This window comes from Planococcus sp. RAB007_Raresut, from assembly GCF_057369535.1.
Map to the genome: position 1 here is coordinate 1 of NZ_JBXYIF010000091.1, position 279 is coordinate 279.

General features: G+C 55.9%; 1 protein-coding gene. It reads left to right on the forward strand.

Annotated features, from left to right (window positions below; translation table 11 throughout):
• A partial coding sequence (locus tag AC2Q9J_RS17870; protein ID WP_499042015.1) for a TetR/AcrR family transcriptional regulator occupies nucleotides 1–279 on the forward strand: 279 nt, incomplete at both ends.

The window sequence follows — 279 nt, forward strand, 5'->3', positions numbered from 1 at the left end:
TGCAGGACATCGCGGATGCGGCAGGGATTGGGGTGGCGACACTGTTTCGCTACTTCCCGAAGAAAGATCAATTGATCGTCGCGGCAGCCGTCAAGAATCTACAACCGACACTCGAGAGATTTGAACAGTTCATGCATGGGGAAGGCAGCGCATATGAGCGGCTCGAGGCCATCTTGAATCACTTTTTCGAGATGCAGTTGGAGCGGACGAACCACGCCCGTTTCCGAGAGGCGTTCGAGAGCTATGCATCGTTCGTCGCCTCACCGCTTCCTGGGATCG